Genomic DNA, 15,500 nt, shown 5'->3' with positions numbered 1-15,500 from the left:
TACTTAATTAGTGTTTTTTGCATAACTAAAGATCTATCTCTCCTGCACCTTGTCTTAGGATTTGATATGGTAACTCAAGCATTTCAACTACAGTAGTAGATTCATAGCCACAATAATCAGATTCTATTACAATATCAATATGATTCATGACGGAATCTTCTACCCTAGAGCAATCTGTCACAGCGATCTCTTCACCAGGCAATATAAAGGTACCAATAACTAAAGGTTCTCCTATTTGTGCTGATATTGTCTGAGGTACATAATGTTCACTAACCCTAATACCAACCGTATTTTTGGTTTTAGTAACAAGTAATGACGATACCTTCTTTGTTGCATTTAGGATGAAAGTAAATGATCCTGGAGTATATCTCTTTAACAATCTATAGGCAGAGTTATTAACTTTTGCATATTCTGATATTTGAGAAAGATCTTTACAAGAAAGAGTGAAATTGTGGCTACTGTCTAAATCTCTTATCTTAATAATTTTATCTATCCCTTTTTTAGATTTCATTTTACATGCAAGTGCATACCCTGAATCAGTTGGTATCGCTAAAACACCATCTTTATCTAAAATATTACTAATCTCTTTTAGCTGAGCTATATTATTACCATAACTATATAATTCTATTAATTTCTTCATAATTCTTATAACAAACGTTATACTTCTATGACATTATACAACACTTATTAATTATACATATGAATAAAATGATTAATGATTTACTTCCTGCCATCATATTTTTTACTGTCTATAAAATTTATGACATTTTTTTTGCTACAGCTGCGTTGATCATAATAACTATAGCACAAGTAATATGGGAATATATAGTTCATCGCAAAGTTGCTAAAACTCAAATTTTTATAGCTCTAATCGTTGCTATTTTTGGTGGAGCAACTCTTTATTTCCACAATGAAGAGTTTATAAAATGGAAAGTAAGTATTATAAATTGGTTAATGGGAGTAGGCTTAATAATAACAACTTATACAATGAAAGAAACTCCAATGGAAAAGCTTCTTAAAGAGACTGTAGATCTCAAGCCCCATAAATGGAAAAAAATAAATAACATGTGGGGAGCATACTTCACTATTCTCGGCACAATCAATCTGTTTATAGCATATTTTTTCTCTACTAATGTTTGGATGGACTTTAAACTCTTTGGTCTTTTAGGCATAACTTTTATATTTTTAATAATACAATCTATATATCTATCAAAACACATCAAAAAATAATCCTGTATATATTTAATCTTTGCAAAATAATGTTTTATAAATGTATAATTACTTTATAGCAATAAATTTTTAAAAGAATGAATAAAGACGATACTAATCAACTAGTTGTAATTAAGCAGTCAACGTGTTCATTCAAAAGCATAGTTGCCCGCACCCTCCTAATATAGTTAATCCGATAGTTATTTGACAATAATGTTATAATATTTAGAAAAAATGTCATCATATAGCCAAGATTTCAGAGATATCGTAATAACTAAATATAAAGAAGGCCTAACAGACAAAGAGCTAAGTAATTTTTTTAATATAGATATCCGTACTACTAGATCTTGGATAAACTTATACGAGACAACTGGTGATTATAAATCTAAGCAAGGCTTGGGTTGCGGTAGAGTAGCAACCTTTACAGATAAGGAAGCGATAGAAAGCTACTTAAGAACATATCCAGATGCAATGGCTTTAGATATTAGAGAAGCATTAGCTCCTGAAATACCTAGAAGCACATTTTATGATTGTCTTAACAGACTTGGTTTTAGTTTTAAAAAAAGACACCTAAATATAAGCAAAGAAAAGAACAAGATAGGCAAAGTTTTATAGAGGTTGTTGAGACTATTGAACCTAACAAACTTGTATATTTAGATGAAATGGGTATGGATAATAAACAGTCTGTACTAAGAGGATGGTCTCTTGTTGGTAAACCTAGCTATGGTGAAGTTATTGCTTATCAAACTCAGAGAAAAAGTATAGTTGCTGGTTATAACTATTTAGAAAAGAAGATTATAGCACCGCTAGAGTATACTGGATATACAGATACTCAAATTCTTAATCAGTGGTTTGAAGAGCATTTATGTCCTGAGTTAATTCCAAAGACTACTGTTGTTATGGATAATGCTAGTTTTCATAAGTCTCCTAAATTGGCTAAAATAGCAGAGAAGTTTGATATACAGATACTATACCTTCCTGCTTATTCTCCTGATTTAAATCCTATAGAAAAAATTTGGGCCAATTTTAAAAGAATTTTAAGAAAAGTAAATAATTCTTTTGATAATTTATCTGATGCTATTACTCACGTCTTTAGCACAATATTATCAGATTAACTATAACTATACTGATAATGTTTTGTACAGCTGAATTAGCTATTTTGGCAGCTATTTTTATTATTTTTGCTAGTTTTTACGCAGTCATTGCTATATTTGGAGGTCTCTATATCTTAGGCCTCAGCATAATTAAAATCTCAAAAAATAATAGAGAAAATAAAAACAATAATAATTACTAATTAACTAATCCTGCCGCATATGTACGTGCACCAATTAAGCCAACATCTGTATTCATAATGATATGAACCGGAAAATTTCTCATCATATTTGACATTCTCCCTTTATCTCTAAACTTTTCTAAAAATTTACTTTCTTTTATTTGCTTAATAAGCCTAGGTGCAATTCCACCTGCAATATAAAGCCCCCTAAAAGGTAAACTTGAAAGAGCTAAATTACCAGCAACAGAACCATATATACTTAAAAATATATCTATTGTTCTTAATGCAGACGGCTCTCTATGTTCAACGGCATATCTTACAATCACTGCTGCTTTATCGGAATCAGATACACTAAATAATGCTCGTCTTAACTCTAAGCACTCTGGTTGGTTATATAGTGGATTTCTTACTACATATTTATATATATTATATATTCCATAGCCACTACAGAACCTCTCAGGTGAAATACGATGGAATGTTTTGCGCATAAACTTAAAAAGCTCTACTTGCTCGTCATCCACAGGTGAAAAATCAATATGCCCGCCTTCTGTTTTGTAAACCCTAGGATTATGATCCTTATCGTAACTTACTAAACACATTCCAAGCCCTGTGCCTGCACCTATCACCGCACATAGGTTTTCATCATCTTGACTACCTACTTGTATTGTTAAAATATCGCGATCTCTATCTAAAGACTCTATTCCATAACCTATAGCTTCAAAATCATTTATAACTCTGACTTTGCTCTTATCAATACCCAACCCTTCCGCAATGTACTGTTCAGACACCATCCAAGGAAGATTAGTAACTTCTACTTCACCATTTGAAACAAAGCCCGCAACTGCTAAGCACACTGAATCAATTTGATTTACTAAATTAACTTCAGATAAAAACTGCTCAAGAATATCAGATAGACAGTTGTAGTTAGCTCCTTTATATTTTCTAACAGCTATACTTTGAGTTTCATCCCCACCCAAAAGAGACACCTCAAGTCTTGTGTTAGTCCCTCCTATATCACCAGATAATATATACATCTTACACTTCCTTTATTTAGTAGTATCTTGCCAATACAAATACGCTATATTCTGCTATAATGAAACCAGCTTTAATATTATAAGTTTTAGTTTAAATGTCTAAAGAAAAGAAAACAACTGATTTTGGTTTCTCGGAAGTGCCATGGGAAGATAAACAAAAAAAAGTGGCTGGTGTTTTTCATTCAGTCGCAGCTAAATATGACCTAATGAATGACTTAATGTCTTTTGGTGTACATCGTATCTGGAAAAAACAAACTATTGCTAAAAGTAATGTTCGTAAAGGAGATAAGGTACTTGACCTAGCTGGTGGTACGGGTGATCTAGCTCATAAATTTTGTCAAATGGTTGGCCCAGAAGGCAAGGTGGTTTTGAGTGATATCAACTCTTCAATGCTTGAAGTTGGCAAAGAAAAACTAACCAACAAGGGCTGCGTGGGCAATATTGAATATGTCCAAGCTAATGCAGAATGCTTACCTTTCCCCGACAACTATTTTGATTGCATAACAATATCTTTTGGTTTAAGAAATGTAACTGATAAATTAAAAGCTCTAACTTCAATGTGCCGAGTATTAAAACCTGGTGGGCGTTTATTAGTCTTAGAATTTTCTAAACCAATTGCCCCCTTACTCTCAAAAGCTTATGATCAATATTCTTTTAAAGCATTACCTTTTTTAGGCAAAATCATAACTCAAGATGCCGAGAGCTATAAATATTTAGCCGAATCAATTCGCAAACACCCTGACCAAGAAACTCTTAAGCAGATGATGTATGAAGCAGGGTTTGATAATGTCGAATATCGTAATATGACAGGTGGAATTGTAGCTTTACATATCGGATATAAGTATTAAAATGATTGCAACTATAAATACAGCTTTAAAATTTTTAACTAAATTTGATCCTCAATTAAATCCTTTATTAATACCTTTAAACGGTAAATTTCTTAGTATATATATTACTGATATTAACTATACAATTTCTATACAAATAGAGAATAATAATATATATGCCACAGAGCAAATATCTAAGAACATTCTAAAAGGTAAACTTGCACATATTCTGGAGCTTGTTTTTAATAAAAATCTCCAAGAACTTATCATTGCTGAAAAACTTGACTATCAAGGAAGTTTAAAGGAGCTTAATGAATTTAATAAATTTTTAAACGCTATTGATATAGACCTAGCTTATAAAGTATCAAAACTAACAAGTCCAGAATTTGCTGGTGTTATTACTAAGCCCTTTCAGAGAGCAAAGCAATATCTAAAAACATCTAGACAAGAAACTATTATTGATATTAAAGACTACTTAACAGAAGAAAGAAAAATATTAATATCACAAAATGAAATAAATATATTCTACAACCAGGTCCAAGACTTAAAGCAAGCTGCCGATAGGATAGAAGCAAAGCTAAAATTATTACAAGGCTTATAAAATGATTAAAAAATCTTTAAGACTTATATACATATTCTACATAATAAATAGATATTGTCTCCTTAATGAACCTTTTCGTGCTACCAAAATTAGAACCCTTAAAGTTCTTCTCCTACTAAATCCATTTTACTATTCTCCTCGGATGCGTAAGCTTGAACATGGTAAGCGTATAAGAGAAGCTTTAGAAAAGCTTGGCCCTATTTTTATCAAGTTTGGCCAAGCCTTATCTGTTAGAGCAGATTTACTTTCTCCAGAGGTTGTAATCGAAGTTGCAAAGCTTCAAGATAACGTGCCTCCTTTTGATAATATGCTAGCAGCTGCACAAATTGAAAAAGCTGCTAAAAAACCTATTAGTGAAATCTTTAAAAGCTTTGAAAGCACCCCCCTAGCATCAGCATCTGTAGCACAAGTGCATGGAGCTGTATTACATACAGATGAAGAAGTTGTCGTTAAGGTTCTTCGCCCAGGTATTGAAAAGGTTTTGAAACTTGATACCTCTTTAATGCTAATATTTGCAAAGATACTTAATAAGCTAAAAGAAATCAGAAGATTTAAGCCAATTGAAATTGTTAAAGAAATTAATCAAAGCTTCTTTGATGAACTAGACCTAGTTCGCGAAGCTTCTAATGCTTCGCAAATACGTAGAAATTTTGAAAACTCACCTATTCATTATATCCCTAAAATTTACTGGGAATATACCAGTCCAACCGTAATGGTCATGGAAAGAGTAAGTGGTGTAAGAGTATCAGATATTAAGACACTTGATAACTTAGGAGTTAATCGAAAATTACTAGCTCAACGTGGAGTTGAAATTTTTTACTCTCAAGTATTCGATGACTGTTTTTTCCATGCAGACATGCATCCAGGCAATATGTTTATTGATGTTACAAACCCTGCTGATCCTAAATATATATCTATAGATTTTGGGATCGTAGGTACATTAAATAGAGATGATCAACGCTACTTAGCTGGAAATTTTTTAGCTTTTTTCCAACGTGACTATAAAAAAGTGGCTGAACTACATATTGAATCAGGTTGGGTCCCTAACAATACAAGAGTTGATGCACTTGAATCAGCTATTAGAACAGTATGCGAACCTATATTTGAAAAGCCCATGAGTGAAATATCATTAGGCTATACTCTAATGCAACTATTTACTGTGGCTCGCCGCTTTAATATGAATATACAACCTCAATTGACCCTATTGCAAAAAACCCTCTTTCATGTCGAAGGATTAGGGCAAAAACTCTGTCCAGAACTTAATATATGGGATACTTCTCGCCCAATTTTAGAAAAATGGATGAAAGAACAAATGGGATTACGAGGTTTTTATCATCGTACGCTAGAAAATATGCCTAGAGTCAGCGAAAAACTCCCTGATGTACCTAGAATGGTATTTGACATATTACAACACACTCAAATGAATTTAAAAAATCCCATCCAGATAAAAGAAGCAAATAGCCATCCCTCATCAAGAAAAAAATATAAATTTGCCTTAGGTGCTGGTATAACCTTAACTAGTTTAGGTATCATTTTTAACCTAGATAAAGACCTAACTCCTATAATCAAATTGCAAAGTTTTATTGAAACTCATAGTGTTGGGTTTATAATTACTGGTGTGGCTTGCTTAATTTATTATGGATTAAAAAAGGAAAAATAAAATGTCTGAATGTATATTTTGCAAAATCATAACCAGTGAGATACCTTGTAAAAAAGTCTATGAAGATAAGAATTTTATAGCTTTTCACGATATCAACCCGAGCGCTGAAATACATACCCTAATTATCCCTAAAAAACATATTTCTAGTTTAAATGACTTAGAAGAGCAAGATCAAGAGCTGATGGGAAAACTACTGCTAACCATCCCTAAAGTTGCTAAAGGTTTAGGTCTGAAAGGTTTCAAAACTTTAATTAATACAGGTAAAGAAGGAGGACAAGTAATCTTTCATATTCATGCCCATATCCTTGGTGGTAAGATCAAATCAAAACTACCTGAATAGCTTTTGATTAATCTGCTAAATTCAAAACAGGTGGTGGAAAAGAAGAGTTTGAAAAACTATTAACCCCGTATGCACCATAGCCAAAACTTACTGTTGCCAAACTGAATATCATTGTTGCTGCTAAAATTATTTTTCTCATTGTAATCACCTTTTTATTTAATCTTTGTAATCTTTATGACTATTATGACAAATCATTTACTTAAAGTTAAATATATAGATTTTATAAGGATTATAAGATTATCTTATAACATAGGGTGCTAAAATATTTTAATTAGGCCTAACTAAGGTAACTATTGATATCTTCTCAATTTGACTATTTTCCGTAATCACTTTGATAAACTCATTAAGCGTAGAGCCAGTTGTCATAACGTCATCAAATATTAATAGATGCTTAGCTACTATTGGCTTATCTAACTTAAATACTCCCTTTATTTGTTCACTACGTTTTTGCTTTGATGATTTAGCTTGAGATTTAGTATATTTGATTCTTGAATAATTTTTGAAGGTCGTAGTAATACCTGTATATTCAGATAAATCTTTTGCTATAACTTCAGCCTGATTAAAGCCTCGATATAAATATCTAAACCTATGAATAGGTATAACAGCTATAGCATCAACATTATTTAAAAAATTATCCTTACGATTACTCCACCAGTACCTCATTAATTTAGAAAACACTGAACCTGCAAGTAAATTTTTTTGAAATTTAAACTGCTGTAAGAGATACTTCACTTCTGGTGTATATTTAAGCAGATAGTAATAATCATAATCTAAATCTATTTTTTGGTTTTGGAAGTTTAGATGCTTTTGTAACTTTTCAAAACAATAGTTACAAATAAGATAATTCGCAGCCTGCTTACACAAAAGACAATTTTGCCTAAATAAAAAATTACGTATAGTTACAAAAAAATTTCCAATCAAATAGCTACTCTTTATATTCTATCGACATCTATTTCTACCGGCACACTATTGATATTATATTCTTCTGGAATTTTATCAATTGGCTTAACAATAATAACCACCTCTGCTTGTTTATCATCAAACATACTTCTATCATTATTCAATTCAGCAAATACAGGCCTTGACTCTATTGCTCCTTTAAATGTAGCGCCATCATCAAAACGAATAGTTACGGGAGTTCCTTTAGCAACATACGAAATAAACTTCGACTTCAAGTAAGCTCTTATAAAAGGCTCTTCAAATAAAGAAAGAATAGCTAATTCTTGACCTTTTTGAACAAACTCTCCTTTATACACATATATCCGACTTACTATAGCATCAACATCAATTTTAATATCAAGGCTCTTTATTTTCTCCTCAAGAAGTTTTTGTTGTAAATAAAAACTCCTAAGTATCTCTGCATAATTATTATCTTTATCTAAAGTATAGCGCTGTTTTTCTACGAGTACATTTTCCAGATCCATCTCAGCTGTATGTAAAACCTGGGATGATTGTTGAAGCTCGATTACATTGATAATATTTTTTTCACGTAGCTCAATCATAGCATCAAAAAACTTCTTATTAATATCTACATATTTTTTAGCGATATCATACTTATGCTCTAATGCTTTTAAATCGCTTTTATAAAGCTGTGTTTGAAGTTTTTTTAAATCCTTAATTTGATTTTTTACTTCTGAAAGTTCTGCCACTAAAAGAGGTGATGTCATCTTAAAAACATTATCACCATTTTTTACAAGCTTACCTGCATGAACATTACTTTCCTCTATAAATCCATCTTCATGAGCTCTTATTAAATACTTCTCAGTTACTACAGTACCTTTAGCTACTATAAAAAAATTGCTACTAAAAATTAAACATATAATATAAATTAAAGGTGTAATCACTACTATTATTACAGCATACCACTACCATCTAGCAATATTTTTACGTATAGGTGACCTTTTTACTTGATAGTCAGAAACATTATGTGGCGCTTTAAATTTCATCTTATTTTTATTTAACCTTTTTATTAACCCATACAGGAGCCATTGTACTATCCCTATGAGTTTTAATAAAGAACTCACTTAAAAGAGCTACAGTTGCTACAAACTTTAAAAAAACCGAATAAAATGGCATAAATAATATTACATACCACAATTTTAAATCTTGCTTCCTGCGTTCTGAAATTAAAAGTATGAAGGTTAGATATAGTGCAAAATTCAAAATCACATAATATATATAAACAGCTACATATATAGGTAAAATTATCCTCAATGGAAATTCAAAAACTGTATATATCAGACTCAAAACGATAACAATCGGCTGAACCGCATGCAAAAACAAACCAGAAAAAGTCGTAAAAAAGAAAGCTTTCCACCCCATATATTTAGGCAAAAGTTTTTTTCTATGTCTACGAATATAGATAAAATAAGTATCTCCATCCCATCTCATTCGTTGTTTAATCAAGCTCCACAAACTCTCCGGCACATCTGTATGAGCAATAGTATTTGGTGAATGTAATATAGTTAATCTGATAATATTGTGCTAAAGACGTGAGTAATAGCATCAGATAAATTATCAAAAGAATTATTTACTTTTCTTAAAATTCTTTTAAAATTGGCCCAAATTTTTTCTATAGGATTTAAATCAGGAGAATAAGCAGGAAGGTATAGTATCTGTATATCAAACTTCTCTGCTATTTTAGCCAATTTAGGAGACTTATGAAAACTAGCATTATCCATAACAACAGTAGTCTTTGGAATTAACTCAGGACATAAATGCTCTTCAAACCACTGATTAAGAATTTGAGTATCTGTATATCCAGTATACTCTAGCGGTGCTATAATCTTCTTTTCTAAATAGTTATAACCAGCAACTATACTTTTTCTCTGAGTTTGATAAGCAATAACTTCACCATAGCTAGGTTTACCAACAAGAGACCATCCTCTTAGTACAGACTGTTTATTATCCATACCCATTTCATCTAAATATACAAGTTTGTTAGGTTCAATAGTCTCAACAACCTCTATAAAACTTTGCCTATCTTGTTCTTTTCTTTGCTTATATTTAGGTGTCTTTTTTTAAAACTAAAACCAAGTCTGGTAAGACAATCATAAAATGTGCTTCTAGGTATTTCAGGAGCTAATGCTTCTCTAATATCTAAAGCCATTGCATCTGGATATGTTCTTAAGTAGCTTTCTATCGCTTCCTTATCTGTAAAGGTTGCTACTCTACCGCAACCCAAGCCTTGCTTAGATTTATAATCACCAGTTGTCTCGTATAAGTTTATCCAAGATCTAGTAGTACGGATATCTATATTAAAAAAATTACTTAGCTCTTTGTCTGTTAGGCCTTCTTTATATTTAGTTATTACGATATCTCTGAAATCTTGGCTATATGATGACATTTTTTCTAAATATTATAACATTATTGTCAAATAACTATCGGATTAACTATATCTTTAAGTTTTTATGGCGCCTAAATAAAGATTGCAATCTTAATGTCAAATCCAAATCCTCAGCTGAACCATTGCGCCATCGAGTTGTTTTTTCCATAAAGCTTTTTCTAAATCCTCCAAAAGCTCCTGAAACATTATTTACACTATTAACTGCTGATAGTGCAACTCTAGACATATGAATACCAAGCATATACTCCATACCTTGGCAGCGTGTTATAATATTTTTTCTAACATTTCTTGCTCGTAAGGTTCCTGAACATGCGACAACATTTGGATCAGAAAACTGCTGAACCATATTACTAACCATATCATTATCAACTGAAGTATCTCCATCAAGTTGAATAATCAAATCTCCACTACTAAGCTTAAATCCTAGGTTAGTTGATGATGCATGCCCACCACGCTCCCATTTGGGAATTACTTTTAGAGTACGCTGTCGAGTTTGACGAAACTGCTTTTGATGCTCTAACAATATCTCTAAAGTTTGATTGAATTTATGTTTATAATTCATCGCCACATCAAGAGTTTCTTTATTTATATTCGCACCATCAATCAAAATCAAAATTTCAATTGCTCCCTTATAAAACTGTTCTTCCAGAGATTCTAAAGTTGCCAAGATGCCTTTACCTTCATTATAGGCTGTAATTATGCAACTTACTTTTGGATAATATAATTGGCGTTGATTCGGTCTTAATAACTGGTCGAAATAATTTCCCATCACAGCTAAAAGAATAAAAAAAGTATATGGGGCCTCGACAAGTAGTACAATAACAAAAACTGATATAAAAAAACCTCTAGGGTTATGTAAGATTAAAATTAAATGATGGTAAGCAAAATATATCAAGTCCAAGTTATTACTCCCTATTTGCTAGCTCAGCTAACAATGATCGTATTGATCTATGACCCTCAACTCCTTGGGAATCAAATATCTTAATTGTCATTGAATCTTTTATATGCATTCCTTCAGATGCTTGTATTTTCTTAAGTTTTTGCACGACTATTTCTGCTCCTTTCAGGAAAGTATTTGGTAACCAAATCCATATCAACTGACTTGATGGCCTAGTCAACATATCTGTTTTCCTTAAAATATCTTTAAGACTCTTTGCCAATATCCCAACATCTTCGACCCTTATACTATCTAAAATTTTTATTCTCAACAATGTAAAATCATAAGCCTTTTCACGCTGCTTCATCGCTACAGCCCACTCCAAAATACCGTAAAAAAACTCTGGAGCAACATAATTAATATTATCAAATATCGACATAATATAATCTATATTTTGACTAATAAAATGCTCAGCCTTCTCAGTTAACTCATAATTATATACTGTGGACCTTCTCATTCGCTCAGTCTTCGTAGTTGTATCACAGTCTATACAACTTGTAATAACCTCAGAGTCAATAAAATGACTATCACAATCATTACAGGTATAACTTTCTAAAGGACGATCATAATCATGACCAATATGACGTAGAACTGTTTTACATTGTGAACAAAGATATTGTTCATTACGTAAAAACTCACCTTCAGGTGCGATATTACCACAAGTATAACAATGTAAAAAATCAGCTAAAGTTATATTTTCACTTTTACAATCAGGACAACGTTCTGAAAATAAAACATGGGCAGACATACAATTATTACAACAAAAATATGACTTTACAAAATCTTTAACTCTTAAAACTCCACTCAGTTTAAGATCTTGCAACCACTCATCTAAATTATGAAATTTTTCACAAAAAACCTCAATAATTGGATAATTATAGTTAATCCGATAGTTATTTGACAATAATGTTATAATATTTAGAAAAAATGTCATCATATAGCCAAGATTTCAGAGATATCGTAATAACTAAATATAAAGAAGGCCTAACAGACAAAGAGCTAAGTAATTTTTTTAATATAGATATCCGTACTACTAGATCTTGGATAAACTTATACGAGACAACTGGTGATTATAAATCTAAGCAAGGCTTGGGTTGCGGTAGAGTAGCAACCTTTACAGATAAGGAAGCGATAGAAAGCTACTTAAGAACATATCCAGATGCAATGGCTTTAGATATTAGAGAAGCATTAGCTCCTGAAATACCTAGAAGCACATTTTATGATTGTCTTACCAGACTTGGTTTTAGTTTTAAAAAAAGACACCTAAATATAAGCAAAGAAAAGAACAAGATAGGCAAAGTTTTATAGAGGTTGTTGAGACTATTGAACCTAACAAACTTGTATATTTAGATGAAATGGGTATGGATAATAAACAGTCTGTACTAAGAGGATGGTCTCTTGTTGGTAAACCTAGCTATGGTGAAGTTATTGCTTATCAAACTCAGAGAAAAAGTATAGTTGCTGGTTATAACTATTTAGAAAAGAAGATTATAGCACCGCTAGAGTATACTGGATATACAGATACTCAAATTCTTAATCAGTGGTTTGAAGAGCATTTATGTCCTGAGTTAATTCCAAAGACTACTGTTGTTATGGATAATGCTAGTTTTCATAAGTCTCCTAAATTGGCTAAAATAGCAGAGAAGTTTGATATACAGATACTATACCTTCCTGCTTATTCTCCTGATTTAAATCCTATAGAAAAAATTTGGGCCAATTTTAAAAGAATTTTAAGAAAAGTAAATAATTCTTTTGATAATTTATCTGATGCTATTACTCACGTCTTTAGCACAATATTATCAGATTAACTATATAAAAATTTTTACTACTTTTGTTTTTACTAACATCTAAAGATTTAAAAAAATCTCCGTGTATACAAATAAGTCAGCATTCTAAGCTGCCAATCACGAGTAATTCTCTTATCAGTCTGTATAATTGAAGTCAAAACATCACATTGCTCACCTATATCGATGACCAACTTTTTGACTAATTCAAGACTGACAAAAGATTCATCAACATACAATGATCTTTTATTTTCAATACAGAAGATAGGCAATAAATAGGTATGCAAATTTGCCCTGACTTTTCTGACGATCTCAAGAAAAGCATCTTGGTCAGGGATATCTAAAATTAGAGCATCAACTTTATTATCAACAATTTCATTAACAATATTTTCTTTTGAGACTATCTCATAAAAAATCGATCCTTCTAAACTACTTTTAATACTTTTTATGGTTGAATCTAATATAGCTAACTTTATAGTCTGCTTCATCTAACACCTAAATCTCATATATCTTAAATTAAGTTAACAGCTTTTATATTTAAAAGTATACTGTTTTTAAAACTTAAACTCTAAGAGCAACTAATATGAATTAATACATAAAAATAATACTACTATGTACATCGATAAAAAAACTATTACAATTACACCATAATTACAAAAAATATATTTATATGTTTAATTACCAGCTTTTTCTAAAAAAACTCTCTAATAGAAAAATACACCCTCAATCTTTTATTAAAAATGAAATTGCAAACAGGCTACTTAAAAGATTAGATTTTATAAAGCTAAACCCAATTGATATATTAATAGATGGTTATTATGATGATGACTATCTAAAAAGCTTAAATTTACGTTTCCCAAAAACAAATATTCATCATATAAATAAAACTAGCATATGCCAGTTTGATATTATAATTTCCAATTCAACCATTCACCTAACTGATAATCTAACTCAAGAACTAGACGAGTATTATCAACTCTTAAATGATGATGGAATTTTATTATTTTCAACTTTTGGTGATAAGTCTTTTTATTCTTTTAAAAAAGCCATCTCAACAGTTAGTGCTAAAAAACATACAAATGATATGATAGATTTACTCACATGGGGTAATACACTACAGTCAAGTGAATATAAAACACCTGCTATAGAATCAGACCTGATCACACTTACTTATGAAACTCCGAGCACTCTCTTTGAAGATATTCGGGCATTAAATGAACCTCTTGCAGATACAAATATGCATACTCGATTTACAGGCAAAAATTCTTGGAAAATGTTTATAAACAACTTTAAGAAAAATTTACAATTAGAGATTGAAGCTCTCTATGGTTATGCTGTACGTAAAAACAGTATTAACTCTTCTAAACCAAACCCAAATAGAATTAGCCTAGATGAGCTTAAAAAACAAATATCTGATTTTAAAAAAAATTATTAGCTGAGAGAAATAGCCTAAGCACTTACTTAACAGTACATAATAGCCATAGTTGAAAGCTGCTGCCAATCATAATCAGAACACTGTGTTGGCTTCTTGATCGGCTGGCAATATGTCCGCCACGTGCCACCACCATATACTTTCAATATCAAACATTCTTTAAGACGCTTTTCTTGACCTGTTAAAAGTCCAACTGTAGTGATTTGCTCAATAGAATAACCGTCATTTAACTTATACTTACCACTATCATTACTATCTATTTCTTGAAATGATTTCGAAATTTGCTCTGGTGTTTTTATGCTTTCCAAAAGACTTTGATAATTTTCAACTTTATAATTATCATCATAATGCTTCACTTCTTGATTTATATAATCTCTTGCTGATGCTCCTTTGTAATAATCATGAGGTTTCTTGAATTTTTGATCAATTTCATAGTCGGTTTCCACATCATCGATTTGCTTAGCAACTTTAGATGGCGATGGATTACTCTGTTTTATATTGCTGCTATCTTTAGCTAACTTATCTATATTTTTTATAGCTTCTGAATGTTCGCCATCATTTAGAATCCTATCAGCCTCTGCTAATAACATCTCATAGCTATGATCATCATCTGATTGCGTAGCTATAGTTAGATTATTCTGCTGTTTATCTAATGCTACTGAAGTATGATTTTCGACTATTTTTTTAGTATGAGCTCTCAATGAATTAGCATTATTATCCAACTGATTAAATCCGGATTTTTTATTTGATTCTGCTAGCTTCGCATTTGCTACAACCTTTTGAGTATACTCATCTAAAGCTGCCTCATCAATAGTCGAACCTGAAGAACTTATCCCCCAGGCATATTTATCAGTTGAATTTTTGTCTAGCTTATTAGTGTTAACTTTCTTTTGAGCTTCACCCTGTGAACTCGCCAACTGAGAGTCCTGTACAGTAGCTTGTTGTAATGCTTCATTCGAAGTTTCAGCAGAGGCTGTACAAAAAAGTAACGATACACAGATTAAAGAAAATGTGATTTGCTTTGTCATGATTTAATAAAAAATTTTTACCTATGCAA

19 protein-coding genes are annotated in these 15,500 nt (G+C 31.3%); 8 read left to right on the top strand and 11 right to left on the bottom strand.

Annotated features, from left to right (window positions below):
* Positions 1–25: 25 nt before the first annotated feature.
* On the bottom strand, positions 26–640 hold the full coding sequence (locus tag ACR0PV_RS02165) for an L-threonylcarbamoyladenylate synthase (protein WP_488173397.1): 615 nt from the start codon (positions 638–640) through the stop codon (positions 26–28).
* A gap of 59 nt (positions 641–699) precedes the next feature.
* Here ACR0PV_RS02165 and ACR0PV_RS02160 point away from each other — a divergent pair, with 59 nt between their 5' ends.
* Positions 700–1,230 (top strand): septation protein A, encoded by a 531-nt coding sequence (locus tag ACR0PV_RS02160; RefSeq protein WP_488173396.1) that lies wholly within the window; start codon positions 700–702, stop codon positions 1,228–1,230.
* 213 nt (positions 1,231–1,443) lie between these two features.
* Positions 1,444–2,324 (top strand): IS630 family transposase gene (locus ACR0PV_RS02155; protein ID WP_488172940.1). Its coding sequence is split into 2 segments (ribosomal slippage): positions 1,444–1,768 and positions 1,768–2,324, totalling 882 coding nucleotides; the frame shifts between segments, so codons are not numbered across the junction.
* 175 nt (positions 2,325–2,499) lie between these two features.
* Here the strand turns inward: ACR0PV_RS02155 and glk are convergent.
* Positions 2,500–3,516 (bottom strand): glucokinase, encoded by a 1,017-nt coding sequence (gene glk / locus ACR0PV_RS02150; RefSeq protein WP_488173395.1) that lies wholly within the window; start codon positions 3,514–3,516, stop codon positions 2,500–2,502.
* Between the two features lie 95 nt (positions 3,517–3,611).
* Here glk and ubiE point away from each other — a divergent pair, with 95 nt between their 5' ends.
* From ubiE to ACR0PV_RS02130, 4 genes are read left to right on the top strand one after another with little or no spacing between them, the layout of a single operon-like run.
* A complete protein-coding gene (gene ubiE, locus ACR0PV_RS02145) occupies positions 3,612–4,364 on the top strand; it encodes a bifunctional demethylmenaquinone methyltransferase/2-methoxy-6-polyprenyl-1,4-benzoquinol methylase UbiE (protein WP_488173394.1) in 753 nt (250 codons plus the stop codon).
* Position 4,365: 1 nt separating this feature from the next.
* Positions 4,366–4,944 (top strand): ubiquinone biosynthesis accessory factor UbiJ, encoded by a 579-nt coding sequence (locus tag ACR0PV_RS02140; protein ID WP_488173393.1) that lies wholly within the window; start codon positions 4,366–4,368, stop codon positions 4,942–4,944.
* A 1-nt stretch (position 4,945) separates the two neighbouring features.
* Complete coding sequence (gene ubiB, locus ACR0PV_RS02135; protein WP_488173392.1) at positions 4,946–6,604, top strand: ubiquinone biosynthesis regulatory protein kinase UbiB; 1,659 nt, start codon at positions 4,946–4,948, stop codon at positions 6,602–6,604.
* Position 6,605: 1 nt separating this feature from the next.
* Complete coding sequence (locus ACR0PV_RS02130) at positions 6,606–6,944, top strand: histidine triad nucleotide-binding protein (protein ID WP_488173391.1); 339 nt, start codon at positions 6,606–6,608, stop codon at positions 6,942–6,944.
* Between the two features lie 7 nt (positions 6,945–6,951).
* Here ACR0PV_RS02130 and ACR0PV_RS02125 read toward each other — a convergent pair whose 3' ends face one another.
* The 7 genes from ACR0PV_RS02125 to ACR0PV_RS02095 all read right to left on the bottom strand — a co-directional run bounded on the left by ACR0PV_RS02125 (position 6,952) and on the right by ACR0PV_RS02095 (position 12,164).
* Positions 6,952–7,083 (bottom strand): hypothetical protein, encoded by a 132-nt coding sequence (locus ACR0PV_RS02125; protein ID WP_488173390.1) that lies wholly within the window; start codon positions 7,081–7,083, stop codon positions 6,952–6,954.
* Positions 7,084–7,211: 128 nt separating this feature from the next.
* Positions 7,212–7,862: a ComF family protein gene (locus tag ACR0PV_RS02120; protein ID WP_488173939.1), complete on the bottom strand. Its 651-nt coding sequence runs from the start codon at positions 7,860–7,862 to the stop codon at positions 7,212–7,214.
* Positions 7,863–7,876: 14 nt separating this feature from the next.
* Entirely contained in the window at positions 7,877–8,788 is a 912-nt protein-coding gene (locus tag ACR0PV_RS02115; RefSeq protein ID WP_488173389.1) for an HlyD family secretion protein, read from the bottom strand.
* A gap of 109 nt (positions 8,789–8,897) precedes the next feature.
* Positions 8,898–9,335, bottom strand: a complete 438-nt coding sequence (locus tag ACR0PV_RS02110) for a hypothetical protein (RefSeq protein WP_488173388.1) — start codon at positions 9,333–9,335, stop codon at positions 8,898–8,900.
* Between the two features lie 74 nt (positions 9,336–9,409).
* A protein-coding gene (locus ACR0PV_RS02105; protein ID WP_488172178.1) for an IS630 family transposase occupies positions 9,410–10,290 on the bottom strand; the annotation gives its coding sequence in 2 pieces (ribosomal slippage) (positions 9,410–9,966 and positions 9,966–10,290; 882 coding nt in all).
* 46 nt (positions 10,291–10,336) lie between these two features.
* The gene (locus ACR0PV_RS02100) at positions 10,337–11,059 is read right to left on the bottom strand and encodes a glycosyltransferase family 2 protein (protein WP_488173387.1); all 723 of its coding nucleotides are present in this window, start codon (positions 11,057–11,059) and stop codon (positions 10,337–10,339) included.
* Between the two features lie 136 nt (positions 11,060–11,195).
* Entirely contained in the window at positions 11,196–12,164 is a 969-nt protein-coding gene (locus tag ACR0PV_RS02095; RefSeq protein ID WP_488173386.1) for a TackOD1 domain-containing metal-binding protein, read from the bottom strand.
* Between ACR0PV_RS02095 and ACR0PV_RS02090 the strand changes: the two genes are divergently transcribed.
* Positions 12,155–13,035, top strand: a protein-coding gene (locus ACR0PV_RS02090; RefSeq protein ID WP_488172178.1) for an IS630 family transposase whose coding sequence is annotated in 2 segments (ribosomal slippage) — positions 12,155–12,479 and positions 12,479–13,035 — 882 coding nt in all. Because the reading frame shifts where the segments join, the coding sequence is not laid out codon by codon here. The genes ACR0PV_RS02095 and ACR0PV_RS02090 overlap by 10 nt on opposite strands.
* Positions 13,036–13,082: 47 nt before the next feature.
* Here ACR0PV_RS02090 and ACR0PV_RS02085 read toward each other — a convergent pair.
* Entirely contained in the window at positions 13,083–13,499 is a 417-nt protein-coding gene (locus ACR0PV_RS02085) for a hypothetical protein (protein WP_488173385.1), read from the bottom strand.
* A 182-nt stretch (positions 13,500–13,681) separates the two neighbouring features.
* On the opposite strand from ACR0PV_RS02085, the gene ACR0PV_RS02080 reads away from it, so the two are divergent.
* Positions 13,682–14,446, top strand: a complete 765-nt coding sequence (locus ACR0PV_RS02080; RefSeq protein ID WP_488173384.1) for a methyltransferase domain-containing protein — start codon at positions 13,682–13,684, stop codon at positions 14,444–14,446.
* A gap of 26 nt (positions 14,447–14,472) precedes the next feature.
* Here the strand turns inward: ACR0PV_RS02080 and ACR0PV_RS02075 are convergent, their stop codons facing one another.
* On the bottom strand, positions 14,473–15,471 hold the full coding sequence (locus tag ACR0PV_RS02075) for a hypothetical protein (protein WP_488173383.1): 999 nt from the start codon (positions 15,469–15,471) through the stop codon (positions 14,473–14,475).
* Positions 15,472–15,500 lie beyond the last annotated feature (29 nt).

The organism is Francisella sp. AG1 (assembly GCF_057683165.1).
Note: the sequence above shows the minus strand (reverse complement) of the source record. Positions and strands in the feature narration are given on the sequence as shown.

Coding starts and splice junctions, on each gene's coding strand:
- ACR0PV_RS02080 (WP_488173384.1), top strand. CDS start 13,682: ATGTTTAATTACCAGCTTTTTCTAAAAAAACTCTCTAATAGAAAAATA.
- ACR0PV_RS02110 (WP_488173388.1), bottom strand. CDS start 9,335: ATGAGATGGGATGGAGATACTTATTTTATCTATATTCGTAGACATAGA.
- ACR0PV_RS02160 (WP_488173396.1), top strand. CDS start 700: ATGAATAAAATGATTAATGATTTACTTCCTGCCATCATATTTTTTACT.
- ACR0PV_RS02085 (WP_488173385.1), bottom strand. CDS start 13,499: ATGAAGCAGACTATAAAGTTAGCTATATTAGATTCAACCATAAAAAGT.
- ACR0PV_RS02100 (WP_488173387.1), bottom strand. CDS start 11,059: ATGGGAAATTATTTCGACCAGTTATTAAGACCGAATCAACGCCAATTA.
- ACR0PV_RS02140 (WP_488173393.1), top strand. CDS start 4,366: ATGATTGCAACTATAAATACAGCTTTAAAATTTTTAACTAAATTTGAT.
- ubiE (WP_488173394.1), top strand. CDS start 3,612: ATGTCTAAAGAAAAGAAAACAACTGATTTTGGTTTCTCGGAAGTGCCA.
- ACR0PV_RS02075 (WP_488173383.1), bottom strand. CDS start 15,471: ATGACAAAGCAAATCACATTTTCTTTAATCTGTGTATCGTTACTTTTT.
- glk (WP_488173395.1), bottom strand. CDS start 3,516: ATGTATATATTATCTGGTGATATAGGAGGGACTAACACAAGACTTGAG.
- ACR0PV_RS02125 (WP_488173390.1), bottom strand. CDS start 7,083: ATGAGAAAAATAATTTTAGCAGCAACAATGATATTCAGTTTGGCAACA.
- ACR0PV_RS02165 (WP_488173397.1), bottom strand. CDS start 640: ATGAAGAAATTAATAGAATTATATAGTTATGGTAATAATATAGCTCAG.
- ACR0PV_RS02095 (WP_488173386.1), bottom strand. CDS start 12,164: ATGATGACATTTTTTCTAAATATTATAACATTATTGTCAAATAACTAT.
- ACR0PV_RS02130 (WP_488173391.1), top strand. CDS start 6,606: ATGTCTGAATGTATATTTTGCAAAATCATAACCAGTGAGATACCTTGT.
- ubiB (WP_488173392.1), top strand. CDS start 4,946: ATGATTAAAAAATCTTTAAGACTTATATACATATTCTACATAATAAAT.